The organism is Carnobacterium sp. (genome assembly GCF_040274945.1).
In the GTDB taxonomy this organism is placed as follows: domain Bacteria; phylum Bacillota; class Bacilli; order Lactobacillales; family Carnobacteriaceae; genus Carnobacterium_B.
On record NZ_JBEMAR010000001.1, the window covers coordinates 15,416 to 40,333 of the forward strand.

A 24,918-nucleotide genomic window follows, 5' to 3' on the forward strand; every position below is an offset into this window, starting at 1 on the left:
GTAAATTTATAAAGGTGTTTTGCTGTTCGTTCTTCCCGCTATGATGGCTTCCAATATTGCCATTCTAGCGTAGACGCCATTCGACATTTGAGTCACGATTCGAGATCGTTCACACTCGACCAGTGAGCTTTGTAACTCCACATCACGGTTGACTGGTGCAGGATGCATCAAGATTGCGGAAGGTTTCATATTCTTTTCGCGTAATTCGTTAATGCCATATTGATCTAGATAGCTGGCAATCAAAGCGTCATTATAAGATTCATGGCGTTCATGCTGTACACGTAAGAGCATGATCACGTCTGCTTCACAAACAAGCTCATCCACTGACGCGTATTGGCCATATTCTTTAAAAGAATCATCTATCCATTCAGTCGGACCAGAGAAGAGAACCTCTGCACCTAGTCGTTTTAGCATATGCATATTTGATTTAGCTACTCTGGAATGTTTTAAATCTCCAATGATAGCGATCTTTAAGCCGTCAAAATGGCCGTATTCTTCGTAAATGGTCATTAAGTCCAATAAACATTGGCTAGGGTGTTGGCCTGTTCCATCTCCGCCGTTAATAATGGAGCATTTAATGGATGGGCTATTGATCAGTTCCGTATAAAAAGCTTCTTTACTGTCACGAATAACGGCAATTTCCGTCCCAAGTGCGGACATAGTCAATACCGTGTCGTAAAGGCTCTCTCCTTTTTTGATGCTGCTTGTTGAAGGTTCAAAGTCAATGATTTCAATGCCCAATTTTTTTTCAGCCATTTCAAAACTTTTGTGTGTACGTGTACTGTTCTCAAAGAATAAATTCACCGCGTAAAGTGGCTCCATTACTTGAGCAGAGATCGTCCCTTTTTTAAATTGTGACGCTCGCTTGATCAACGTTAGAACCTCTTCATTTGTTAGATCTTCTACTGAGACAAAATGGTCTAAAGAAATTGTTGCAGAAATTTTTTCCATTGTCTTTTCCTCCTTATCATTTTTAAAGTCTAGTGGAGTGGAAATTTGTATAAAAAAAGAACCTAAAGTTTTGTGGAGAACTTTAGGTTCTAGAATAATCCCCCTTCTGCTTGTGCAGCACTTCCAGTATGGAATCAGGGTACGACTATAGTAGTGACCTTATTAGTCTCACAGGACTAATTTAAAGTTTCACTTAGCTTTATTTAGTTATTTTTTGGATGAGCACATGATCTTCGCCATCCAGTTCTTGAACGCCAACTTTAATTTGTTCTTCTAAGGAAGTTGGAATATTTTTACCAACAAAATCGGCACGAATCGGCAATTCTCTGTGCCCTCTATCAACTAATACAGCCACAGAGATTTTACTCGGGCGGCCGATGTCCATCAGTGCATCTAGCGCAGCCCGAATCGTCCGGCCAGTAAACAATACGTCATCAACTAGAATGACTTGCTTGCCTTCAATAGAAACTGGAATATCTGATCCGTTTATCGTAGGTTCAGTATTGCGGTTCATTTCATGGACATCATCTCTATAAAGTGATATATCTAACTCACCTACAGGGATCTCCACATTTTCCAACTGTTTCATGCGTTCAGCAATTCGTCTTGCAAGGTAAATGCCACGCGTTTTGATTCCAACTAGAACCAAGTCTTCAATTCCTTTGTTTCTTTCGATGATCTCATAAGTGATTCGAGTCAACGCGCGTTTTACAGCAGCTTGATCGACTACTTCTACTTCTGATTTGATTGACATGTCTTCCCCTCCAACTTTTCATATCGCTTTAATAGGATTGGCCAATAAAAAATGCCCTCCTAACCTTTAATGGTCAAAGAGGGCATATTACTGTTGAGTAAATATAAGAGAAGGCACGTTTACCTTTTCTTACTATGCTCCTTCTTAGTCTCACAGGACTAGGATTAAAGGATAAGTTTATTTTTCTGTCACTTATGACTATATAGAACGTCTCTAAAAAAGTCAAACAAAAAATTTAGACATTTCTTAAGTTGGTTAGTGTATCTTCAAACAACTTCGGTAGAGGTGCTTCAAAAGTTAAGAATTCACCAGACGTTGGGTGTTTAAACCCTAATGTCGTTGCATGCAAGAATTGTCCCTTGCCTTCTAATGTTTTTCTTGGTCCGTATATTGGGTCTCCTGCTAAAGGATAACCAATATATTTCATGTGCACACGAATTTGATGTGTTCTACCAGTTTCTAATTTCAATGAAACCAATGTAAAATCTTTAAAGCGTTCAAGAACGGTAAAGTGCGTTACAGCTGCTCTTCCACCATCAATGATATCTTGCTTTTTGCGGTCTTGTTTTGAACGCCCAAGTGGAGCATCGATCGTTCCTTTTTCATGTGGGATCACACCATGTACTAAGGCAATGTATTCTCTTAAAGACGTTTTGTCTTTTAATTGAGCAGCTAATTTTTCATGTGCAGCATCATTTTTAGCAACCATTAATAAACCTGAAGTATCCTTATCGATACGGTGAACGATTCCTGGACGTATCGTTCCGTTGATACCAGACAAATCAGTGATGTGGTGCATCAATGCGTTCACTAATGTTCCTGTTTGATGACCAGCAGAAGGATGAACAACCATTCCTTGTGCTTTATTCACGACTACGACATCTTCATCTTGATACACAATTTCGATTGGGATATCTTCTGCAAGTACCTCTAAAGAAACAAGCTCTGGTTCAATAATAGCAATCTCGTCTCCTGATTGTACTTTGTAATTGGCTTTCAACTTTTCTCCATTGACAGAAACGTTGCCTTCTTTGATCCATTGTTGGATGTGCGAACGTGTAATAGACGGCAATAAGTCTGTTAAGACCTTATCTAAGCGACCTGATTCTTCGTTAATAATAAAATTATGTTCTTGTAACATGTTTGATCTCCTTCTTTAAACCCTTAATTTATCTTTAACTAGTGGTTTAGTGTTTCTTTTTTTCATTTCTTTCGTCTATGAAAACAAAAATAATCATTAAGAATACTCCAATACTTAAAGACATATCGGCTACGTTAAAAATCGGAAAATTTATAACTTCTAAACGAACCATGTCGATAACATATTCAAATCGAATACGATCAATAAAATTTCCTATTGAACCAGCTAAAATAAGTGCTAAAGCAACTGAAAATAATCGACTGTTCTTGCCATATTTTTGCAAATAATAAATAACAACGCCAATTACTATAACCGTTATAATATAAAAGAACCACATTTGGCCTTCTAAAATGCTCCAAGCAGCTCCGTCATTTTGAATATACATCCATGATAAGACATTTGGAATAACTTCTACAATTTCATATAAGTCAATATTTTGCACGGTTAGAAATTTAGTGAACTGATCAACGGCCACTATTATGGCTGCCAAGATATAATATATAAACATATTAGCCCTCTCTTTATCTCATTCTGGTTTCCACTTACTTATCTATTTTACATGATTCTATACCTAAGAGATAGTTTTTTCTTTTTTCCTGTTTAATATTAAATAACTGTTCATATTGCTTTAGAAATCAGGAAGCGTTTGCTATAATGGTAAGAGTTATTGATTAAATAGAAACGAAAAAAATGTGATTTTTTGTTTGTTTTTTCTTTAATTTGATGTTGTCTAAATTAAAAAAGGAGTTTTGTGCACAATGAAAAAAAGATATTTAGTAACAAATTTATTTGCCGTTTCATTATTCTTAACAGCTTGCGGCAACGATGATGTTGCAAAAGCATTGGAGTCCACCACATCTGTCGAGACTCAAAATGAACAGATCGTAACTGACTTAAATGCCATTTCGGAACAAGAAAAAAACTTACAGGGAACGTTTGAAACCACGCTTTCTGAAGACGACTCATTAAGTACTCTAGCGGATAAATCTTCTGCTGTTTTTGAAAATGTGGAGAACCGTTCCTCTACCCTTTCCGAACTAAAAGAAACGGTTTCGGCAATGAAAGAAGAACAAGTTCTCTTAGAAGAAAAAACAAGCGATAAATTACCACAAGAGGAACTAACGGCATTATCTACAAACATAGAAAAATTGACCGCTAGCTTAGAGGAATATATTGCTCATTATGAAACAGTGTTGGCCGAACAAGAAACATACTTTTCAGATTTAGGCAAAGAAGAAGCTACTTACGAGAACCTTACTGCCGGTATGGAAGCCATTAACGAAGCTGATGCTGAAACGAAAGCATTGTTGGCTAAACTTGATCAACAGCTTGTTGCTGTACAAGATACTCAGGCTCAATCCACAGCGTCTCTTAACGATTTAAACGAATCATCTAAATAAGCACACAATAAAGGAGTCTTTAAAAAATGAAAACTATTCTATTAGGAGTATCTCTTATGAGCGCCCTTATCTTAAGCGGCTGTCAAACTGCTGATACAGCAGCTGAAGACTCAGCCACTTCTTCGCTTGCCTCAAACACAAGTGAGTCTCAATCAAGTAGCACGGAAGAATCTTCTACAAGTGAAAAAAGCAGTGAAGCTCAAAGTTCAGTAGAGTCATCAGAGGAGCCAGCTGATACACAAGAAGCGTTTCGATACCATATCAATCCAACTACCTCAGTTGTAGAACCAATCGATGAAGCTGTTGACCCTAAAATAGCTCTTTTAACTTTTGATGATTCTCCTGATCAGCATGCCGTAGAAATAGCTGAACAATTGAAAGCAATCAATGCCCCTGCCATCTTCTTTGTTAACGGTATGTACATAGAATCAGATGAAGGTAAAGATAAGCTGAAACAAATTTATGATATGGGATTTGAAATCGGAAACCATACTCAAACACATCCCAACTTAAGTACCATCAGTCCAGAAAAACAACGTGAAGAAATCTTACAGACCAATCAATTGATTTATGAAGTAACTGGTGAAAAACCACACTTTTTTCGCGCACCTCATGGCGTAACAACGGAAACATCTGATGCTGTAATGGCTGAAGAAGGCATGGTTTCAATGAACTGGACGTATGGATACGATTGGGAAGCAGATTACCAAACAAGCGAAGCCTTATCTGATATCATGTTAAACACGGAATATTTAAATAATGGTGCAAACCTATTGATGCATGATCGTTCATGGACGAATGAAGCGGTTGTTTCCATTGCTGAAGGCTTAATCGAAAAAGGGTTTACCTTAGTTGACCCTAATCTTATTGAATCACCTGAAAGAGAGGAATAAAAAAGCATGAAAAAAAGTGCATCATTTTGGCTTGGTTTACTAGCAACAACGAGCATCGGTTTCGCTCCTCTTGCAGTATCAGCTGAAGAAAATCCCGAACCAACTTTACTAGAAATCAATTCAGAACCAATCCTCAGCACACCCGCTGAGTTTCCTTCACAATTCGCTTACGATAGTGGCATCACTATTGAGTATCCTGAGAATGGCGTAAAAGGAATTTATGTGACAGCTTACTCAGCTGGTGGAACAGATAAAATGAAAGAATTGATTAACTTTGTTAATACCAGTGGACTAAATGCTATGGTCATTGATGTCAAAGACGATGTTGGAAATATGACAATGGATCTTCAATCTGAAAATGAAATTGTTCAAAAAAGTACAGAAAAATTTGTGACCGATCCAGCGGCTATGATGAAACAATTGGAAGAAAATGAAGTCTACCCGATTGCTCGTGTCGTTGTCTTTAAAGACACGTTACTAGCTGAAGCTAGACCAGACCTTTCTTTCAAAAAAGCAGATGGCAGTGTTTGGAAAAATGGCAATGGCGATGCATTTGTTAACCCTTTTTCTAAAGAAGTCTGGGATTACAACGTTGAAGTGGCTAAGCAAGCTGCTAAAATGGGCTTCAAAGAAATCCAATTTGACTATGTTCGTTACCCGGAAGGTTTCGAAAATGAAAGTGATTCATTAACCTATACCCGCGGAGACTATGAAACAAGTGAATTAGATGATGTTCAACAACGCGTTGAAGCAGTAACTGATTTTGTTGAATACGCTCGTGAAGAGTTAAAACCGTATGGCGTTGAAGTATCCGTAGATATTTTTGGTTATGCAGCTACTGTTCCCGAAGCTCCAGGTATTGGACAAAACTTTTCTAAAATTTCAGAAAATGTCGATGTCATTTCATCTATGATCTATCCAAGTCACTGGAATTCTTACTTCGGTATCAGCAAACCTGATTTAGAACCTTATAAATTAGTGGCTGAATACATGAAAGTAGAAAACAACTTGTTAGCAGGCTTAGAAACTCCTCCTCAATCCAGACCTTGGATACAAGATTTTACAGCTTCTTACTTAGGTGCAGGGAATTACCAAAATTATGGTGCCGCACAAGTCGAAGACCAAATAAGAGCCTTACACGATGCTGGAGTAAATGAATTTTTACTATGGGACGCATCCAACAGTTACACTGAAGGCGTTAATTACAATATGGAATAAAGTGACCTATTCTTACCTTTCTCGAATAGGTAAACAAAGAACCCCCTCTTATTGTAGAGGAGGTTTTTTGTTTACTGGAGATTGCATACAAAAAAGGTCAACATTGATGTATACATACTTAAAAATAGAAACGTATAGACAAGAAGCCTCCATTCCGTAAAAAACAATTCATTTATAAGTGCCTCGTTGTTCTGACACATTAAAGACGAACACATTGTAATTAAACAAGGAGCCTCTTTATTTTCTAAAATACTTGAGAGTCTAATACTTTCCATTTATCAAGAATCCAGCTTTTATCGATAAAAATTTCTTTTTGAATGTATTCTTTTGCTTTTAATACTAGAAGAGAAGAATTATTCTCAGTTAATTCTTCCAGAGGTAACCATAGGGAACCTGCAGAGTCTTGACCAAGGAATTGATCTACCTTTTCATAATTTTCTCCTACAAAAGAATCGATCTCATAAAAAGTAGCTATATGATTATTCATATTGGTATCTTCATAGCTCCATGGATACAGAAAATTAACTACACCTAACTGTTGAAAGGCTCTCACTGTTAGATTAGTTTCTTCTTTGAATTCTCTAACTAAAGTATCTTTTAATGTTTCTCCAAATTCTTGACTACCTCCAGGTAAATCAAATCTATTACTATAGGGGCCACTTGTTTTTTTGATAACTAAAAGTTTATTTTTTCTATAAAGTATTCCGTAAACTCCAAATGCCCTATGGTATCTATCCATACTTATATTCCCCTTTTAACTTATGTAATTGTAGTTAGGTATGTTACATGATTAACTAACTATTAGGAATAATAATTGTTTAAATAATCTAGAATGCTATTGCGTATTTCATCGTGTTTTTTAGGATTATAAGCCGTTTCCTTTTTTTGCCAGTTAGAACTATCATACAACCACACAGGCATACGTCTTCTCTCTTCTTTTTCCCATTCAAAACGTGTAAAAACATGAGCATGTAAATAATTATCAGTATTTCCTAAAATATCATAGTTCACTCTTATAGGATTGCAACTATGAATAATAGCATCCCCTAAAATACTCATATCGGAAAGAAACTGTTCCCGCTCCTCTAAAGGTAAATCATTTAAAGAATGCACTTCTCTTTTTGGTAATAAAACACAATATCCGGGTAAAAACTGTACATCTCCAAAAACAGCATAACCACCTTTTAATTCTTTTATCAACATTGGATTAGTCCCATTTTTTGCAGATAAAACTCGGTTCTCGTACCATTCCATGAAAACACTCCTTTTCTATTTGAATGCTGATGATTTCATCTTCATTGATTCCGATATAGCTATTATTGATGGTTCCTGTCACAAAAAGAATTGTATATCCAAATACAATTCTTTTTTTCATTGTCCAAGAACCACCACTATCTTGATATACTTTTTCAAACCCTACCTTTTCATATAAATACTTTTTTTAGTGAAGATTAAGTCTTTCAGTGTTTTAAATGATAACTAAAAAATTTATTATTTTTTTCTTCTGACTCTTATAAGTTCAATTACAGTAAGTGCTATAGCGGTATATAATCCTCCACCGATAAAGTCTTTATTTACTATATACTCAATTGAAATACCAATAATACTAGTAATTACCATTATTACTATGACATTAGCATACGGGTGCTTTTCAGCGAACTCTTTATAGATACCAAACACACACTCACCTCTAATCTATATATAGCTACTTTGATTTGTATTTAGTTGCATCCACTTTCATTTTTGATTCTTTTACTGTGGCTTCTGTTAATCTCAATCGCTTTTTTATTTTGTTTGAGTTCTTAATAGTTGTAAGTTATAACTCATTATGACTTCTATGACTTTTAATAAAAAAAATAATTTTAGATACGACATAAAAGTAAATTACATAGAAGATTAAAAAATATCCCCAACGAACTAAACTGTTCCCTAATGTTAAAAAATCGAGCATAGGTAACTGACTTTGAGTGAAAAAAGTTAAGAAAATAGCCAGAGTAACGGTTACAATTGTTAACAAAATGTCTATTGTTTTTTCCTTCATCCTAAATCCTTCATAATTTGAATACTTGATTTTATTTATTCTACTACGTGATCGTGTATTGAAGACCGTTATAAAAAAATGACCCTATCGAAACAAGATTTCGGATACATGATTTTATGTAATTTCATGTATTAAAGAAATAAAAATTTAATTTTTCAGACGCAAACAACGCCATTAGAAGTCTATATACAACACTTTTTATATTTCTTACCACTTCCGCATGGACATGGATCATTTCTACCAATTTTTATATTATTCCTATTTATGTGACTACGTTGCATCTCTTTTATATTTAAACTTGGGATTAATCCTTTTGATAAGTAGGAATGTTTTCTGAGGTGATAAACTAACTCAAGTATATATATAATGATTGAAAAATTCTCTACACATAAGTTTGCAAAATCCATAAGATACATGCTTTCTTGCTTAGTCTTACCACGATGACTATCTGTAAATACTATTTTTTGAGAACTATAATCTATTTCATTATCAAAGTGTTGAATTGCATTTCTAACACGATTTTTCAAGCTATTAGTTGGAGTACTAAAGGGTTCCAAATCATTGATATAATCTAATTTTTTATACTTTGACCCTATTTTTAAAACTTCATCATATGTTTTATCATTAGCACAAATTTTGTAGTCATTTCGAGAACTAATATTATTTAGTGCAATTACGATATCTATATTATCTAATATCCACTCATAACTCTTAGCATAGAAATCCGAAAGCTCTTCAAAATTTGTAGTCATTATACCGTAGATCTCCTTGTCAACAGTACTTAGAGATTCAGTATTTCTCAATGCTACAACTGGGAGTAGTTGTTCATATATTTTTGAAAAAGCGTCAACTAGTTTAAAAGCTTTCTTTTCAATATTATTAAATTGAGAAGATATACTATCAACAAATTTTTGAATTTCTTTTATACTCTCTTTATTGTTAAGTATTAACTTAGAAATCTCTTCATACTCTTTTAAAATATCAGGTTGTAGAGCAGAAGTGAGTCCAGTAGTTGTTAAAAGTAATTGGTGTAAAATTATGCTGGCGTCTAACTCATTAGTTACTTTAGAAAAAAATATAAAATCATAGTTACTTATTTCAATTTCAAGCTTTGGGTAAAGTAAAGGACCTTGATTATTCCATAATAAATCAAAGTATGGTTTCAATTTTTTCCATCTACTTCCAAAATATTTAGCAAATTCCATTGGATTTTTATATGCTTCTGGGGATTTTGAACCCGCTCCATATAACATAGTATTTCTAATAAAAGGCGAAACATCGTACTCATTTAGGTCACGTATGTACATTTTCTTTGTAGGAAATTCTGCGGATAATTCTGCGCAATGGTATTTTTCTTTTAAACTTATATCCCTATCATTAATATGTGCATTCTCTAATTCAAGTTTTAAACCTATTTGTTCTTGATTAATAATCAATTTTCCATAAATATGTGTTGAACATATTGGACAATGCAGATTAAACGGAATATCAAAGTAGCCTATCTGAGATCTAAGATTAATTGTTGTTTCACATACATTGCAATTAATAAATTTATTGTCTATCATTTTATAACCCCCTTTGAAAATATTTTTTTATTATCTAGCTTTACTTATAAATAATTGACTATTTATTTATCTTTCTATTATTTTTTTCTGTTTCTATAAGTATTTTTGCTTCTTTTTTTCCTAATTCAAATTTCTTCTTGGTTTCTGCCTTATTTAAATCAGTGATTTTCAACTTAATTATATCCATTGGTTCTATAGTAATACCCGTATAGTCACTTTTTAACCGTGATACTAATTCAGCAGCTAACCAGTACAAAGTTTGTTTGTCTTTAGATTTTATATCTTCAGATTCTTTTTCGTGCTCTTCTGAAGATATTTTATAACTTAGTTGCATTAAGATACCCGCAATTAGTATGGCTTCTTCTGAACCATAAATTACTAATAAATTCATTATATCTATTACATGTTGTTTATTTTCATCTTCCACAGGTGTTCTTTTACCTTTAATTTTAGCTTTTCCAAATTTAGTTGGATCCGTAATTACAAGAGTAAACTCTGTTACTATTTTTTTTAATTCATCTCCATTTTGGGTCCTATAGAAAGCTTCTCTTTGAATTTCTTTTGTATTATTTTTTTCTGTTTCTTTTAATTTTTGATCTTGATTATACTTTAATTTATTTAATAGATATTGGATAAGCAACGCTAGAATTCCATACTGCATTAATATTTTAAAAAATTCTATTGAGTTAACAAATTGAAAGATGGTTAGGAATACATCTTTAATATAAAGCCCTATCGTAATGGTACTTAGTAAAAACAATAAAATCTCCTCCTTTGTATATTTTTCAACTTTTTTTAGAGGTTCCAACATATTTTCAAGCCATTCATTAACATAAAATACCAAAAAATTTCCATATCCAGAACACTCCACTTTATTAAAAGTGATTTAACTTGCTGAAGTAAATTGATTTATTCTTTTCTTTAGAGTTCGTCTATTGGATAAATACTTATCAAATTACTTTCTTACAAGTGAGTATACCTTATAGATAATAATATTTAATGCTTTTTTTAGAAAAGTAACTATCTATAAAAAAACTTGTCTTAATAAATTTATAAATAACTATTTTTAAGCAATTACAGGTATTCTACTGCCGACACTTCGTTAGATTGGGTGTCAATTATTTGGTTTGTTTTATTAATGTTATTTTGTATCTATAGGGAATACTGTAGCAGATCATAAAAATCACAAATTTTATAAAATACATACGATAAAAAAAGAGACTTACTTAAAAAGGAGTAAGTCTCTTTTTTTAATCAATAAATGATTCTATCTAAAATAGTGTATTGAAGGGTCAAATGTTACTTGTGTAATTGTACCCTTTTTATATCAATACATTAATTTATCTAATTTCATATGTTTAAAAGTTAAGACACAATTTTTTACCTATAAGATTTTTGTAGTACCCTTTATCATCTACTCAACAAAACCAAGGTCATAATGAGTTTTATTAGAAAGTCTTTTTTCTAATAAACTTCCATCGTAGATCTCTTTTGTAAAGTAATTTTGAAGATTAAATTCACCTTCCATGTATACATCTAATATTCTTTTGAATAGTGCATTTGCATACTGTTCAGAAAAATTAACTAAATATGGAATAAGATTTTTATCGACATAACCATTATGGACTATTTGATTTCTACACTTATATATATAATCAATTGTTAACTTAACTTCTCTTCTTATTTCCTTGATTCGTTTTAAAGCCTCTTTATTATTTTTATAGAATAACAAAGTATCTTCAATTTCATCTAAATAAACTTCTTTTGTCGTATAATCTTTTAATTCTTCCATTCGTTTATAAAAACTTACTAAAGATATTATGAATCCTTCCGAATGTGACTCATAAATCTTTACATCCTGTAGGAAATTAGTCGGTAAATTTATCGTATCATCTGACTGGAAAAAACTTTGGCTATAAAAATCAGTTAATCGAAAGAGATTACGAGTAGGTTCATATTTTTCCCATAAAAAATATATATTAGAGATTGTTTCTTTAATAAAATGGAATTTAGTTTCCTCGTCTCTTTTTGAAATATTCGCTAAACTCTCAACTGCAATCCAATAACTTAAAATCTTATCTTCATCTGTTTGCCATCGTGCCTTTGACATTATATCAATGACGCTTAAAATGGTTTTCGCTTCATATAGCATTTCCTTTTTTTTTAATTCTTCTACGAGTTGTGAGATATCCTGAGTGTTCTTGTATTTATTTTCGGTTAAAGCTATAGGATTATTTTTACTTATATTCCTTCTCATTTTCTTGTCATCTCTAGAACCAAAAAGACTAGCGAAAGAGCCAAAATCTACACCAAATTTGCTACCAATATACTGACCATCCCAAAAAAATTCATGATGATTATTAGCATAATACAAATTTAGCATATTTAGTAAATTTGAAAGCTTTGCTTCTGCTATTTTTTTGGCAGAAGTCTGAGAAGTTGCTGTTACCAAAATCTTTGCATTACATCTACTTTGGTATTTGTGTCTATCTTTGTAATCAAGTTCTTTATTTCCAGCTTCAATACCGCTAGTATCAAAGGTTTCGTCAAAAATAGAATCTTCTTTAAATACTTTTTCAAAATCTGGACTGTAAAGTTTGCAACCAAATATTAAATCTTCATTATTCTCTCTAGAGCTTACAAACATACCCCAAATAGGATAAATAAAAATATACTTGCTTTCATTAAAAAGTAAATTTTCCTTAAATAAATCCAATCGCTTTTGAATACTTAACCCATCTATATAAGCTATTTTTTCTTTATCAGTATCAATCTCTTTTGGTATTCCTTTATAACTTATATGTACGTTATCTTCATGAATAAAGTAAGTTTCAAATGAGTCTGAAACAAATTTTTTTACATCTTCAATATCCATACCTGAAGTTATCAAATCAATTATTATCTCTCTAGTTACTTCTTTTACTTTTAATCTATCTTTTTTTTCAAATGATTTTCCTTCTAAAATTGGAAACAATTCATCAAATAGTACATATGCAAAACTTTGCTCAGAAATTAAGTTAGATAGGTCTTTAGAAATAACATAAACTGCTCTTTTTTCCTTTTTTTCTAATTTTTCTTTTAAAATAAGTAATTCTTCTTTAAAAACACTTATGTATGTTTTTGAAAGAAGAGTTTCAATTAATTTAATGTATACTTTTCTATTATTTTCACTTTCAAATTGATTTAATTCATATTCATTAATAATGTCTAAAAGAACTATTCTGATATTTACAATATCAATACCAATCATTCCTTTTTTTACTTCTTCAGAAATTGAATTCCATTCATCATACCAATAAGTCAGTATTTGACTATAGAATGGATCATCCTCAAATCTCTCCCAGTTCAAATTATCACCCATATTCTATATTTTTTTAAGATCGTTATATTTGAATCATTTATAATTTATAGTATACATATCTAGTATTTTTAATACTAGATTATAGTAGAGTGTATCTCGAGAACTACAAGGCATTGATTTCATTGAATTTATATTGTCTTTTATAAAGCTCTTAAAAATCCTACCATAAAAGTAATCTACCACTTTTTAAGAGATTGGGTCCTTTTTTATGACTGCTTAATTCTATGTATTTGATTATTTAATTCAAAAAATATAAATATAGGTTTTTTGGCTAGTTTTTATTTTTTTCTAAATACCAAAATATTAATCTAATGGTTATTGCTGTTATAGCTACAAACAGCAACCAACTTAATAAAAATCCATCTAAAGAAAGATAACGTGATACAAAACAAGGATAAAATAGAAATAAAAGAAAATAGATAGATATAAGGATATAATACATGTAATTTTTCATATTAAAACCGCCTAAATGCTTGTTGTTGTATTTTTAAGATTTAAAGAATTTATAAAACTCCTCGTAAGTCTCTTTTGGTGCTTCTTCTGCTAAATAATGCCCACAATTGATTCCACGTCCTTGCACTTCATCAGCCCAATCTCGCCAGACCGACAACACATCATACCAGCCAGGAAGTTCACCTTGCTCACTCCACAATACCAGAACGGGACAACTGATTTTTCTGATTCCTCGGTCCTCCTCATCTATTTTTAAGTCGATAGAAGCACCAGCTCGATAATCCTCGCACATTGCATAGATGGTATCAGGCTGATGAATACAGCGTAAATAATCAGCTAATGCTTCAGGATGAAATAGACTTCTGTCTCCTTGGAAATAGAAGTTATTAGGATTTTCACCAATCATCTTTTCAGGAAGATCAAAGGGCTGCGCTAGAAAGAACCAGTGCCAGAATCCCATAGCAAATTCTTTATTGGTCTGCTTAAACGCTTCTCCAGTGGGAATGATATCTAGGATAGCAAGTTTTGTAACAGCTTCTGGAAAATCAAGTGCTAAGCGATAGGCACATCTACCACCTCTATCATGTCCTGCAACAGCAAATTGGGTAAATCCTAACTGTTTCATTACAGCTATTTGATCTCTTGCCATTGCTCGTTTGGAATAAGGAAAGTGGTCTAACGTTGTTGGAGGCTTAGAACTATCCCCATATCCCCTTAAATCAGGCATAATTACAGTAAAGTCTTTAGCCAAAAGCGGAGCGATAAGGTGCCACATCATGTGAGTTTGGGGGTGACCATGTAGAAGCAGCAGCGGTGGACCTTCACCACCATAGCGTAACCGAATTTTAACTTCACCAGTATCTACTATTTTTAGTTTAAAATCTTCGAATAACATCTTTTCACCCCTTTTATAGTTATTCAATTAAATGTACTTTATTTAAAAGTAAAAAGCCCAATCTTAAGTATAACAAAATTGCTCTAATTTCATCTTTAATGATTCTGATATTATGAAAGATAGAAACTTCCTTTTAAAAAATAAAGTTCTATTTTTTTAATTAAAAAACTTGCTTTAAAAAGATTCTAGATACATATTTTTATCTAATTTCATGTATTAATAACTAAAAAAAACTGCTTGTCAAAATGCATAGACCACAAAAAAATTTAGATTATCTGTTTTGTATTTTCGGCTTAAAGTAAACTGTCAACGCAGATATAATCAATGCACCTAATACTAATACCCAAAGATAATCTATAAATCCTTGGTATATATTATTATTAGATACCCATAAACTTATAAAGAAGATTACTAATATGAGCGCAATTTTCTTTAAAAATTCATAAAAAAATTGTTTTAATGTTATATTTTTCATACAATACCTCCTTTAGTTAACGATGGTATATTTAAGTATTAGTACATGATTCTATCTAAATTCATGTATTTTAAATGTTTTCTTAGTGTTATTTGAATTGAGAGAATAAAATCTTCTTAATGAGTAGTTAAGGTTCTACTATAATCGCTTCAGTAGACATTTTTTCTAATAAATCTCCATCATCATTAATATCTAAAGAAGCTATTTTTCCATCTTCAAATTCAACTCGACCAGTAGCAACAACCGTCTTCGTCTCGTCTTCATCTGTAGTATATTCTAGTGTTGCTTTGAAAGAATATCTGTTAGGATTCTCCTTATCTTTAGTCACTTCAACATTTTTGACAACTATTTGGTATCCTGCACCATCTGCATACAAGGAATAACTTATAGGGATTGACGTTTGGATAGTGAATTTTTCATACCCATACTCTGTAAAATAATCTTCGTATGTATCTTTTAAAAGTGTATCCAAATCGTTTTCAGATTTTAAAATAGTTGATTCCGTTACTTCCTCATCCGATTGTAATTTCTCTATAGGATATAATAGTGCAGTTACTAGTTGTTCATTTGGAGCCGTTAAAGCTTCTTTTAATACAGTTTTAATCGATTGAACATTTGAATCTTCTTCAGTTTTTGAGGAACAAGCTCCTACAGTAGTTAAAACAATGAGAAAGCAACAAATAAACAAGCTCTTTTTTTCATTTTTTCACTCTCCTTTATTATTCAATTATTATCTCATTTATTCTTAAAAAGTAACGCAACCATTGGTTTACACCTAGCAACTACTAGTTTACATTTAAGGATTAGTTCTTAATTCTATCTAAATAGAGTGTATTTAAGGCCGCCGGAGTACTTGCAGCCTTTTTTATCAATTCATGATTCTATCTAATTTTATGTATCTAAGTAATTAGAATTAGTAAATCTCAGCTAGTTAAGAATTATATCCAAATACGAATGTATATAATAATATAAAAAGTGAAACGAATGTGAGTATTGATCCTATAACTATAATAATGAAAGCTACTATTGGGGTTTGTTTTCGTATTTTTATTCCAGCAGTTATTAGCAAAATTCCTCCAAACAAAAACATAGCTTCAAAAAGTAATATAGGCCATTTATATGCTATTGAATTTTTTATGAATACCATAAGTCACCTCTCTTTCTAAAGGTTTTAACTAGCTGAAGTATAATATAAAAAACCAGAGTTAATTCTTTATGCAGATTAAGGAGCGAAACCATAAAAAGTTAACATGAAAAGGATATGTCCTATAGCAATTATTCCTGTCAATATAGCGATAGCTCCAATAATTATCACATATTTCAAAAAAACTAAATAGATGTCTGCGTTCATTATTAATTTCCTAAACAGCAGTATCAAAATTACTCCCAAAGGAATAAATAATAAAAAATACAATGTAGCTAAACCATTATAGTAAATGATTACTCCTTGATTAGGCAAAGATGTTTTGAAAAATATAGAAAAGGCTAATAGGAATACAATAAAGATTAAATTGACTACAACGGAGTAAATACGAAACTGCTTTTTGTATTTACTAGGTAATTTAAGGCCAAAAGAGATTAAAACGTATATTGCAGAGATTACGACTGCAACGACAATATTTAATGGAAACTGCATGTTGATTCTCCTTGTTATATCTAGAGATGGGTGCTCCCTCTAAACATGAATTTTTTAAGATATGTATAGTTATTAATTTCTTTAAAAATTAATAATTAGATTAAATCCAATAAATCCTAATTCAGACATTATCTGATTTCTTAAAAATAAAGTCCTTTTCGTACCTCTTGACCTCCTTTAATAGTTAACTTAATTATACAATAAAAAATACTCTATAAATAGCAACCAACAGTTTACAAGACGCAACCATTGGTTTGCATCCATCAAAAAAGTAACCGTATAATTTAACGGTTACTTTTTTGATTTATTTTTACGAATAAATGAATCTATGTAAAATAGTGTGTTTTAGGCCACAAGGATATTTGTATCCTTATGGCCTATTTTATCAATACCTGTTTCTATGGAATTTACTATCAATTTTTAAAGTAAATTATTTTTGTATCTGAAAAATTAAAGCCCTTTATTTTAATTTTTTCTAGCACTTAAAATAAACCTTGATGTTTCTTGTTCATCATTCTCTTTTTCCGCATCATAAAAGATGTCTGACTGGATGTTTTGAAAGCCTATTTCTGATAAATCAGCAATTAATACAGCTCTATCTATTCCATGTCCATGACCACTTGATGTTTTTTCTAATTTTTCCATTTCAATAATCAGTAATTGTCCATCTTCATTTACGGCATCATAAAGTTTTGTTAATAGTTTAAGACTGTCGGAAATGTGATGCAATACTAAAGAAAGAATAATGGTATCTGCTTTATAGGGAAGATGACCGTCTTTTTCAATATCTAGACAAAGTACGGACGCTTTTTTAGTATCAATATCTGTTAATTTCTTCTCAACCTGTTCGATCATTGCTGGAGATGCATCTACAAACAGCATAGATTCAAAATCCTCTAACAAATCTAGACCTACATTTCCTGTACCGCAACCGAAATCTATAGCTGTCTTTGTATGGTTTTTATCTAACAAACTGCGTATAGCATCGGTAGAACGTTTTGCCATATCCTTATTTTTTGCTGTATCGTATTTTGCTGCCAATTGATTAAATTGATTTATATGTCCCATTGCTTTCACTCCGCTCTTTTTTTATAGATCTATTTATATTTCTTGAAAAGCTTCCTCACAAGAGTCCGCTATAATCCCTGCGCCTGCCATATGGCCTTGACTGGCAGAAACAATTAATTGAGAAGGTCCTGTTATTTCTCCGGCTGCGTAAATACCTTTGATATTCGTGTGTCCCATCATATCCGTGACAATAAAACCTGCTTCGTTGATTTCTATGCCCAATTGTTCAACAAAAGGAAAGTTAGTATCCAGTACTGTTGTACAAAAGCCACCTGATCTGTTGTTTTCTTCTCCGCTTTCGAAGACAATGCTCTGAAGTTCTCCACCTTTACCTTTTAATTCAACGATACTTTCTTCGATCAGGCGAATATTATTTGTTTCCAAAACTTTCTTCTGCTCAGCAGTAAAAACGCTGTTTCCGTTAGTGGCCACAATTAGATCATCTGTCCAATTTTTCAATAATTTAGCAACATGTAAAGCCTGAATCGATTCTGCTATGAGTACCAAGGGTCTGTCTTTCATTTCCCATCCATCGCAGAAAGGACAAGAGAAAATACTATTTCCGTAATACTGTTCAATTCCTTTCACATCCGGAAGTGTCTCTTTCACTCCTGTAGCTAAAACGATATTTTTAGTTTGAATTGTTTCCCCTGAATCGGTGGTCAACTTAAATGAGTTTTCCAGCGTTTTTTCAATAAATAGAATTTTGTCATTTTTGATAGAAATGGTTGGATAGTTTAGTAAATCTCTTCTGCCTTCTTTTCTGAAATCTTCCGGTTTAATTCTATCTCTCGTTAAAAAAGCGTGAGTTTCATGTGTCACAGCATTTCTAGGTTTTTCTTCATCGATAAGAAGCACCTGTTTTTTTCCTCTTCCGGCTACTAAAGAAGCACTCATACCTGCTGGACCTCCACCGATTACAACAACGTCTATCATCTTTTCTCCTCCTATAAACTCTATTAAAGACCTTTAATATCTATAATTAGCATAAAAATTAGCGAAACACTAATTTTTTTCTTGCCTTTGCTTCAAAATATCCGCAATTGTCTTGCGTGCAAGTTCATCTTTCAGCTTATCCTCTGCATCTGCTACTGCACGTTCGATCAAGCAGTTTCTGTTCCACTTACCATCATGAGACATCGTACAGTTCAGTAATGATTCATACCCTTCAATTGCTTGAATAATATCAAGAAATGTACATTCTTCTGGTGAACGCAGTAACCGGTATCCACCTTTTACTCCCGGAGTTGATGCGATTAATCCAGCTTTTGATAATTTTGTCAGTATTTTTGACAAATAAGTGGGGGATATTTTTTGGCGTTTGGCTAAATCTTCTACCCTGACTGCTCCACTGGTAGATTCCATTGCCAAATGAACCATAGAATGTAAAGCATAGTTTGTAGCTTTTGAGTACTTCATTTTGCTCTTCCTTTAATTACAGATTCATTTTGTCTTCAATTGAATATAAGGTAAACCTAACTTAAAGTCAACACATTTTTAAGCAATTTAATGTATTTCAACTGATTAAATAATTTTAGCCAGTTTTAATTTTAAATAAATCAAAACTGACTCTTTACTTTCATTATTGGAAATTAATAACTACTTTTCCTTTTGGATGTCCGTTTGCAACCAAATTCAATGCATCGTTGATTTCATTCAGTGTAAATTCTGTTGGGTCAATGGCAGGAACAATATTATGTTCTTCAATCATTTTTGTGAGTTCTATTAACTGCTGACCATCCGCTCGTACAAACAAAAAGTGATACTCTATATCCCTTTTCTTTGCCTTACGGTCTAAGTTAGTTCCAGCTAGACCAAATAGTGTTTGTTTCCATTTAGGAAAATCATGCTTTTCCCCAAATCGTTTATTGGGTCCGGCAATCAAACTTAACAACCGTCCACCGGGCTTGATAATAGATAATTCGTGTTCAAATTCATCGGCTCCTAGTGTATCAATCACAAAATCGACGTTTTCTATCATTTCCCAATAGTTTTCCGTTTTGTAATCAATGTATTGATCCGCTCCAGCCGCAAGTGTTCGTTCCCGCATCGCTGAATTTCCTGAAACAATTACTTTTAAGCCCATCGATTTTGCAATAGGAACTGCCATTTGACCAAAGCTTCCAGAACCACCAGGAATAAAAATACTCTGCCCTTTTTTGGCGTTTAATTCTTCATGTAAGCCTTGATAAGCAGTTAATCCAGTAAGTGGTGCCCCTGCGCCAGTGACAAAATCAAGATTTTTTGGCAAAATTCCAATCGCATTTGCATCAACGGCAATGTATTCTGCGAATGCTCCAATGCTTGCTATTGGAAGTCTTGTATAAATTGCATCACCTATTTTAAAGTTGGAGACTGCTGTTCCGACTTCTTCAATAACGCCAGTCAGTTCGTTTCCAAGTGTTAGTGGCATATCATAATCCTGAATCAATTTTACACTGCCCGTAATGTTTAAAATATCAAGCGGATTGACTGCAGCAACTTTAACTTTTACCAGTACTTGACTCTTTTTTATTTCTGGAATAGGAATATCAACGACTTCAACTTGAATCATTTTTGAATATTTCTTAATTTGCGCTGCTTTCATATGTTATGTTCCTCTCTTTTTGTAACTATTATTTTTTACTTTTTCCAAAGTTGGATAATCTGTGTAACCGAAAACTCCATCTTTAACATAGAACGTTTGTGAATTTGCATCATTAAGTGAAGCTCCTATTTTCAACTAGTTTTAGAACGTTCATTCTAAAAATAATAAAAAATTTTAACCTTACAAACCTTTTAAAACAGGATAGATTTGATCTCTTAACGAAAATTCATATTTTCCATCAATAATTCCGATTATTTTATCGCTTTCGTATAGCGCCATCATGAATTCAGCCATTTCAACTGCTGTATGAAAATGACTCACACCTGTTTGGTAATCAAAATTTTCTACATTATTGGCTCTGTCGATGAATTCTGTTTCAGTTACAGCTGGTGCTAAGATCTTCACGTTTAACTTTGCATCTTTTAACTCTTGAGCTAGTCCTTCAGTGAATGCACTGACATAATATTTTGAAGCTGAGTAGACTACACTTCCCAAGGCGATCACATACCCCATACCAGAAGATACATTTATTAATTGAGCACCATCTGTATCTGCGTAATTTCTCGCATATAAGGTGGATAAAATAGTCAGAGCCTTAACATTTACACTTAATAGATTCTCAATTTTAGCCAAATCCTCATCAACAACAGCGGATGAATCACCTAACCCTGCATTATTGATCCAAGTCTCGATCTCATATTCAGACAAACTATCGTATAATTCATAAGTTTGTTTCGTATCTGACAAATCACTGACTTTAATGATGACCTCTAACTGTTGATTGATTTCAATTACTTGTGTTCTTAGTTCTTCTAATTTCTCTTTTCTTCTAGCTACTAAGATTAAATTCTTTCCTTTTCTAGCAAATGCTAAAGCTGTTTCGTATCCTATTCCTGAACTAGCTCCTGTGATTACTGTATATTTCATTCTATTTCCTCCTCACCTTAATAGCTATTTATTAAACAATCGACAATGTTAATTGAATGATTGATTCCAGTTTACTTTTGTCATTAGTGGTTTTTGCAAGTACTCTGATTCCTACCAATGAATTATGGAGGTAACTTGCCACAGCTGTGATATCGCTCGCAGTTGATATTTCCCCATTTCGTTGCGCAACAGATAAAAGATCATAAATCTGCATTTCAGCGCTTGTAAACAATTCTTGAATCTTTTTTTCGACTTCTTCATCAATAAGAGCAAGTTCCGCAGCCGAATTGACAAGCAAACACCCTCTTGGCTGATCCTCATTTTGTGAAATGGCCATTTCAAATAGCACACTCAATTGTTCTCTGATTGGCATGTCTTTTGTTAGTTGATTTTCAAATTTTTGGTGAATTATTTTCGCATAACGATCCAATGACTGTAAAAAAAGAGCGTGTTTATCACCAAATGTATCATATAAGCTCCTCCGATGGATCTTCATCTCATCAACTAGGTCTTGAATCGATGTCTTTTCATATCCTTGAGCCCAAAAAACAGTCATCGCTTTATCCAAAACTGCTTGTTCATCAAATTCTTTTGATCTCGCCATGGATCTAACTCCTTTCTTTTTCTGGTTTAAAACGGAGATACTTTTACCGTTATTTCATAATACTAGAACAATCATTCTAATAAGCTAATTCTATCATATAGAACAATAATAGATTTGTAAATAACAGAATAAACAAATGTAAAAAGGCTCTACTGCTTTTTAACTCAATACATGATTTTATGTAATTTAAGGTATTCAATTAAAGTTATTATCTTTTATAATCATAGTTGTGTGCACTCACTTTGTTAATCAATATTTACTAAGTGAGTTATATTATTTATATTTTTGAAACCAACTAGTTCACTAAAAACACTAGGTTTTAATTCATTTATGCCTTTTAAAGATCCCCATGTAATATTTTGATTATCTTTATCTACACCATGATATTCTTTTTTCTCTCTTATTTTTCCTTTATAAACAAAAAGAAATTCATGGAAGTCTCTTTTTGTTTGTTTTTCTAAGAAAAAATTTTCAATTACTGAAAAAAGTTCTACATCATAAAATTCTTCTTCTGTTTCTTCTAAAATTTCACGCTTTACTGCTTCAAGGGTAGTCTCTGAAAATTTTACTCTCCCACCTGGTAAAGAAATTATTCCACCAGAGTATTTAGAAACTAGTAGACTATTTTGGCTTTCTATCCATGCTGCTACTCTAATATTCAGTTTGCCTAAATCTGTATCTAAAGATAAATCCATATTAGATTACTCCTTAACGTTTATTTAAAATTAGAAAATCAATTCCATTTCAACAAATAAATGAACAGAGCCATTTGTGGCTTGCTGATATTCTCTAATTTTAGTAAAGCCTACTTTTGCGTATACTTTTTGGGCTCTAATATTAAATTTTGCTACACTTAAACGTGCAGTCGATGCGGAATAATTCTCCTTAATGTAATCCAAAATTAATAAAATAAATTGCTCGCCAAATCCATTTCCCGTCCATTCTGGTTTAATACCTACTCCAATACCTACTAAGTCAGTCGTCTGTTCTAAAACAAAAAAACCAAACAACTCATCATTTCTTATAACTTGAAAATAATTACTTCCTCTTAATAAAGGGGAAATTATTTCTTCATAATCCTCTATATCTTCTGTCATATTATAAAAAGAATACTTACCATCATATTTCCATTCATCAGCAATTTTTTCAGCATTATGTTGATTTAACTTATCAATTTTAATGTTCTTTTTCCTCCATTATTTGTTTTTTAATGTAAAAAATTGAATGATACTTATAAAATCAACTTACTTGATATTTGAGATATAAATTTTTTCTATTCACAATATCACAAGGATTAGGACTATATTTACAATACGAGTACTATCTAATTTCATGTATTTAATTTTAACTAATTTATCTTTACAGACGTCTCACTAAGATTATCTCTTTGTTTTGAAATACTGTTAAATAGTCAATAACATTTTACTCTAAGATATCAAAGACATCTCTGAAATGAAATTCATAATTCTTAACTATATGAGCATCTGATCCGACTGTAAAATACTTCCCACCTAGTGATTTATATAATTCAATGCCATATTCATATAAATTGACATTATTATACTTGTACATATTATTTCCATTTAATTCAAACGCTAAATCATGTTTTATTACTTTTTTTAAAAACTTTTATTAATAATGATTCAACTTTTTTTAAGTCATCTACGGTTACATCATGTACTCCACTTACTTTATAACTAATTCCTATTTCAGGAAAATAATCTAATATTAGTGTGAGAACAAACTCATGTATCCATAGCTATTGCATACTTTGTTGATCTTTTGCTTTCATTTTATCTAATTCTTTATTTATTGCCTTTTGTTTTTTTTCATAACCATTATTATAAACACCTGCCAGAGTAAATAAGACAAGTAAAGGCATTAGAATATCTCTAACAGAAAATGTCATTGTTCCCTTTATTATGAAATAGATAACTAGTCCTATAAAAATGATTGGAAGAATCATTCCTAATTTTTTATAATCTCTATATCCAAAATAATATTGCAAACAACCTAATGTTACTAGACCAATAAAACTACTAATATATATCCAATCCATACTTATACCTCTTTCTTATATTTTTTTATAATCTCATTAGCACTATCTAAGCTAATTTTATCTTCGATGACCATTTGCATAATTGAACTTACAAACGGATTATTTTCTTGATCAGAATACAATTTAACTTTATTGATTACTCTATCCAGTCTTAGTCTCACGGTTGGGTAACTGACATCATATACTTTTGCCAGTTCTTTTAATGAACCTGAAGCTAATATAAGCTGTCTAATAAACTCTTTTTCTTCATTTTCTAAGTAATCAAACCAAGGATTACTTTGCATAGAAAACCCTCCTTTTAATTATTATTCATCATAATATTAACATAATTATAAACAAAATTAAAATAAATATTAATTTTGTTTATTTTTATCTAAAAAGAAACAAAATAGTAAACCTAATTTAGGTTTACTACTTTGTTTAAAATACATAAGTTTATAGAACTTCATGTATCTATGTCTATTTCTTATATTGCTTTTAAAGAAATTAGATCATTATTTTGTCATTTCATAACTTATATCAATCAAACGATATATTTCTTCATCCGAAACGGTTCCATCTAAAATAACTGTTAACCAGTGTTCTTTATTCATGTGGTATGCGCGAGAAAATCCTTCTCGTGAAGACAAAGGAACAACCATTTCAGGTTCACACTTTATATCTAGTATATCAATAACTTCATCGCCTTCTAAACCAACTTTATTTTTAGGCACATTCATGATAATCGCATACCATTTTTCATTATGTTTGTGTCGTAACACTTCATAACTTGGAAATTTATCCCACAAATGCTCTGAAATAGTTTTATAGTTTTCTTCTGCGTAACTTAAAATATCTGAACGAGTGGCCATACTATTACCCTCTCTAAATTTAATGATTTAATAGATCCC

30 protein-coding genes are annotated in these 24,918 nt (G+C 32.0%); 3 read left to right on the forward strand and 27 right to left on the reverse strand.

All coding sequences use genetic code 11. The annotated features are described in order from the left end of the window. Nucleotides 1-6: 6 nt before the first annotated feature. From ABS916_RS00075 to lspA, 4 genes are all read right to left on the reverse strand, one after another. On the reverse strand, nucleotides 7-951 hold the full coding sequence (locus tag ABS916_RS00075; RefSeq protein WP_350449984.1) for an aspartate carbamoyltransferase catalytic subunit: 945 nt from the start codon (nucleotides 949-951) through the stop codon (nucleotides 7-9). Nucleotides 952-1,150: 199 nt separating this feature from the next. Then, nucleotides 1,151-1,705, reverse strand: coding sequence for a bifunctional pyr operon transcriptional regulator/uracil phosphoribosyltransferase PyrR (gene pyrR / locus ABS916_RS00080; RefSeq protein ID WP_350449985.1), 555 nt, complete (start codon nucleotides 1,703-1,705; stop codon nucleotides 1,151-1,153). 235 nt (nucleotides 1,706-1,940) lie between these two features. Beyond that, entirely contained in the window at nucleotides 1,941-2,846 is a 906-nt protein-coding gene (locus ABS916_RS00085; protein WP_350449986.1) for an RluA family pseudouridine synthase, read from the reverse strand. Between the two features lie 46 nt (nucleotides 2,847-2,892). Then, nucleotides 2,893-3,354: a signal peptidase II gene (gene lspA / locus ABS916_RS00090; RefSeq protein WP_350449987.1), complete on the reverse strand. Its 462-nt coding sequence runs from the start codon at nucleotides 3,352-3,354 to the stop codon at nucleotides 2,893-2,895. Nucleotides 3,355-3,604: 250 nt separating this feature from the next. Between lspA and ABS916_RS00095 the strand changes: the two genes are divergently transcribed. Genes ABS916_RS00095 through ABS916_RS00105 form a run of 3 tightly spaced genes read left to right on the forward strand, consistent with a single transcriptional unit; the run spans nucleotide 3,605 to nucleotide 6,357 of the window. Continuing rightward, entirely contained in the window at nucleotides 3,605-4,246 is a 642-nt protein-coding gene (locus tag ABS916_RS00095; protein WP_350449988.1) for a YkyA family protein, read from the forward strand. A gap of 26 nt (nucleotides 4,247-4,272) precedes the next feature. Then, complete coding sequence (locus ABS916_RS00100; RefSeq protein WP_350449989.1) at nucleotides 4,273-5,139, forward strand: polysaccharide deacetylase family protein; 867 nt, start codon at nucleotides 4,273-4,275, stop codon at nucleotides 5,137-5,139. A gap of 6 nt (nucleotides 5,140-5,145) precedes the next feature. After that, nucleotides 5,146-6,357: a putative glycoside hydrolase gene (locus ABS916_RS00105; RefSeq protein WP_350449990.1), complete on the forward strand. Its 1,212-nt coding sequence runs from the start codon at nucleotides 5,146-5,148 to the stop codon at nucleotides 6,355-6,357. A gap of 244 nt (nucleotides 6,358-6,601) precedes the next feature. On the opposite strand, the gene ABS916_RS00110 is transcribed toward ABS916_RS00105, so the two are convergent. The 23 genes from ABS916_RS00110 to ABS916_RS00220 form a co-directional block, all read right to left on the reverse strand. Then, complete coding sequence (locus ABS916_RS00110) at nucleotides 6,602-7,096, reverse strand: NUDIX hydrolase (protein WP_350449991.1); 495 nt, start codon at nucleotides 7,094-7,096, stop codon at nucleotides 6,602-6,604. A gap of 62 nt (nucleotides 7,097-7,158) precedes the next feature. Continuing rightward, nucleotides 7,159-7,611 carry an HIT family protein gene (locus ABS916_RS00115; protein WP_350449992.1) on the reverse strand — a complete coding sequence of 151 codons (453 nt, stop codon included), beginning with the start codon at nucleotides 7,609-7,611 and terminating at the stop codon, nucleotides 7,159-7,161. Continuing rightward, a complete protein-coding gene (locus ABS916_RS00120; RefSeq protein ID WP_350449993.1) occupies nucleotides 7,565-7,732 on the reverse strand; it encodes a hypothetical protein in 168 nt (55 codons plus the stop codon). Before ABS916_RS00120 ends, ABS916_RS00115 begins: the two co-directional genes overlap by 47 nt. 116 nt (nucleotides 7,733-7,848) lie before the next feature. Next, nucleotides 7,849-8,037, reverse strand: coding sequence for a hypothetical protein (locus tag ABS916_RS00125; protein WP_350449994.1), 189 nt, complete (start codon nucleotides 8,035-8,037; stop codon nucleotides 7,849-7,851). A 543-nt stretch (nucleotides 8,038-8,580) separates the two neighbouring features. Continuing rightward, nucleotides 8,581-9,963, reverse strand: coding sequence for an SEC-C metal-binding domain-containing protein (locus tag ABS916_RS00130; protein WP_350449995.1), 1,383 nt, complete (start codon nucleotides 9,961-9,963; stop codon nucleotides 8,581-8,583). A gap of 58 nt (nucleotides 9,964-10,021) precedes the next feature. Next, entirely contained in the window at nucleotides 10,022-10,807 is a 786-nt protein-coding gene (locus ABS916_RS00135) for a hypothetical protein (protein WP_350449996.1), read from the reverse strand. A 570-nt stretch (nucleotides 10,808-11,377) separates the two neighbouring features. After that, a complete protein-coding gene (locus ABS916_RS00140; RefSeq protein WP_350449997.1) occupies nucleotides 11,378-13,324 on the reverse strand; it encodes a hypothetical protein in 1,947 nt (648 codons plus the stop codon). Between the two features lie 487 nt (nucleotides 13,325-13,811). Continuing rightward, entirely contained in the window at nucleotides 13,812-14,672 is an 861-nt protein-coding gene (locus ABS916_RS00145; protein ID WP_350449998.1) for an alpha/beta fold hydrolase, read from the reverse strand. A 271-nt stretch (nucleotides 14,673-14,943) separates the two neighbouring features. Next, nucleotides 14,944-15,147: a hypothetical protein gene (locus ABS916_RS00150; RefSeq protein ID WP_350449999.1), complete on the reverse strand. Its 204-nt coding sequence runs from the start codon at nucleotides 15,145-15,147 to the stop codon at nucleotides 14,944-14,946. Nucleotides 15,148-15,274: 127 nt separating this feature from the next. Then, nucleotides 15,275-15,835, reverse strand: a complete 561-nt coding sequence (locus ABS916_RS00155) for a hypothetical protein (RefSeq protein WP_350450000.1) — start codon at nucleotides 15,833-15,835, stop codon at nucleotides 15,275-15,277. A gap of 534 nt (nucleotides 15,836-16,369) precedes the next feature. Continuing rightward, a complete protein-coding gene (locus tag ABS916_RS00160) occupies nucleotides 16,370-16,783 on the reverse strand; it encodes a hypothetical protein (protein ID WP_350450001.1) in 414 nt (137 codons plus the stop codon). 465 nt (nucleotides 16,784-17,248) lie between these two features. Then, the gene (locus ABS916_RS00165) at nucleotides 17,249-17,851 is read right to left on the reverse strand and encodes a class I SAM-dependent DNA methyltransferase (protein ID WP_350450002.1); all 603 of its coding nucleotides are present in this window, start codon (nucleotides 17,849-17,851) and stop codon (nucleotides 17,249-17,251) included. Between the two features lie 33 nt (nucleotides 17,852-17,884). Beyond that, nucleotides 17,885-18,787, reverse strand: coding sequence for an NAD(P)/FAD-dependent oxidoreductase (locus ABS916_RS00170; protein ID WP_350450003.1), 903 nt, complete (start codon nucleotides 18,785-18,787; stop codon nucleotides 17,885-17,887). Between the two features lie 69 nt (nucleotides 18,788-18,856). Further along, nucleotides 18,857-19,270: an RrF2 family transcriptional regulator gene (locus ABS916_RS00175; protein WP_350450004.1), complete on the reverse strand. Its 414-nt coding sequence runs from the start codon at nucleotides 19,268-19,270 to the stop codon at nucleotides 18,857-18,859. Between the two features lie 163 nt (nucleotides 19,271-19,433). After that, nucleotides 19,434-20,438, reverse strand: a complete 1,005-nt coding sequence (locus ABS916_RS00180) for an NADP-dependent oxidoreductase (protein ID WP_350450005.1) — start codon at nucleotides 20,436-20,438, stop codon at nucleotides 19,434-19,436. A 180-nt stretch (nucleotides 20,439-20,618) separates the two neighbouring features. Next, a complete protein-coding gene (locus tag ABS916_RS00185; protein WP_350450006.1) occupies nucleotides 20,619-21,365 on the reverse strand; it encodes an SDR family NAD(P)-dependent oxidoreductase in 747 nt (248 codons plus the stop codon). Between the two features lie 31 nt (nucleotides 21,366-21,396). Further along, the gene (locus ABS916_RS00190) at nucleotides 21,397-21,969 is read right to left on the reverse strand and encodes a TetR/AcrR family transcriptional regulator (RefSeq protein ID WP_350450007.1); all 573 of its coding nucleotides are present in this window, start codon (nucleotides 21,967-21,969) and stop codon (nucleotides 21,397-21,399) included. 245 nt (nucleotides 21,970-22,214) lie between these two features. Next, nucleotides 22,215-22,664 carry an NUDIX domain-containing protein gene (locus ABS916_RS00195; protein WP_350450008.1) on the reverse strand — a complete coding sequence of 150 codons (450 nt, stop codon included), beginning with the start codon at nucleotides 22,662-22,664 and terminating at the stop codon, nucleotides 22,215-22,217. 30 nt (nucleotides 22,665-22,694) lie between these two features. Continuing rightward, nucleotides 22,695-23,150 (reverse strand): GNAT family N-acetyltransferase, encoded by a 456-nt coding sequence (locus ABS916_RS00200; RefSeq protein ID WP_350450370.1) that lies wholly within the window; start codon nucleotides 23,148-23,150, stop codon nucleotides 22,695-22,697. Between the two features lie 241 nt (nucleotides 23,151-23,391). Continuing rightward, on the reverse strand, nucleotides 23,392-23,541 hold the full coding sequence (locus ABS916_RS00205) for a hypothetical protein (RefSeq protein ID WP_350450009.1): 150 nt from the start codon (nucleotides 23,539-23,541) through the stop codon (nucleotides 23,392-23,394). 187 nt (nucleotides 23,542-23,728) lie between these two features. Further along, nucleotides 23,729-24,028, reverse strand: coding sequence for a hypothetical protein (locus ABS916_RS00210; protein WP_350450010.1), 300 nt, complete (start codon nucleotides 24,026-24,028; stop codon nucleotides 23,729-23,731). Nucleotides 24,029-24,030: 2 nt separating this feature from the next. Continuing rightward, complete coding sequence (locus tag ABS916_RS00215; RefSeq protein ID WP_350450011.1) at nucleotides 24,031-24,312, reverse strand: DUF2089 family protein; 282 nt, start codon at nucleotides 24,310-24,312, stop codon at nucleotides 24,031-24,033. Nucleotides 24,313-24,522: 210 nt separating this feature from the next. After that, nucleotides 24,523-24,879 (reverse strand): MmcQ/YjbR family DNA-binding protein, encoded by a 357-nt coding sequence (locus ABS916_RS00220; protein ID WP_350450012.1) that lies wholly within the window; start codon nucleotides 24,877-24,879, stop codon nucleotides 24,523-24,525. Nucleotides 24,880-24,918: the final 39 nt, after the last annotated feature.